Raw genomic sequence first — 977 nt, 5'->3', positions numbered from 1 at the left:
TTCTTATAAATGATGTCAATCATTTATTTCAACCCGGTTTTAATATCTCCCGAATCGACGTATTCCAATATACCATGTTATTTCAGTACTTGCAACCCTTTCTTTGAAATAACCGTGATTATTTCCTAATCAATTTTTGAAATGATCAACACCTACGAACTCTGTTCTATCGAACAGAATACTTCAATAGATAATTTCTATCCTTCCAAACAGTCAGAAATCTTATCGCTAATTCTTATCTTTCTTTATTGCCACTATATGAGCCAAATTGACTAAACAAGATTATTACTCATTTGCTTGTTTTCCATACCACTTAGCCTCGCATTCGAGAATCGGTGTCTTCTCGTCTTTTAAGGATAAGAATTAAAAATAAAACTTCCTTAAGTTAAAAGATCCAGCACTTAAAGAAGGTGCTAGTCATCTCAGATTAACCTACTAAATAAATCTATCAGTTCAGAAATGAGTAGATAACATGGCAAGATTATTAATAAAAAAAACAGTATTTGAGACTTCCCCTAAAAGAAGGATATCGCACTGTAGTGGTCCTTCTCACGTTCGCAAAATCTTGTACTCCCCTTGCTAATAACCTCTACTCACGATTTTTTGACATACAAAAAAATCACTCATTAAAAATGAGTGATTTGCTGTTTGCCTAGCGACGTCCTACTCTCACAGGGACAAAGTCCCAACTACCATCGGCGCAAAAGAGCTTAACTTCCGTGTTCGGTATGGGAACGGGTGTGNTTTGCCTAGCGACGTCCTACTCTCACAGGGACAAAGTCCCAACTACCATCGGCGCAAAAGAGCTTAACTTCCGTGTTCGGTATGGGAACGGGTGTGACCTCTTTGCCATCATCACTAGACCTATATGAAGGCAAATTCCTTCAAAACTAGGTAACAAAGTGTAAAGAACAAAAACTTTTTGGATAAGCCCTCGATCGATTAGTATTCGTCAGCTCCACATGTCACCATGCTTC

1 rRNA gene is annotated in these 977 nt (G+C 37.8%); it reads right to left on the bottom strand.

The annotated features are described in order from the left end of the window. Positions 1-747: 747 nt before the first annotated feature. Positions 748-863 (bottom strand): 5S ribosomal RNA (rrf, locus tag ACAN53_RS18055). Between the last annotated feature and the right edge of the window lie 114 nt (positions 864-977).

This window comes from Ectobacillus soli, from assembly GCF_042610425.1.
Lineage (GTDB): Bacteria > Bacillota > Bacilli > Bacillales > Bacillaceae_G > Ectobacillus.
The sequence above is the reverse complement of the archived record's forward strand: the minus strand, read 5'-3'. Positions and strand labels throughout refer to the sequence as shown.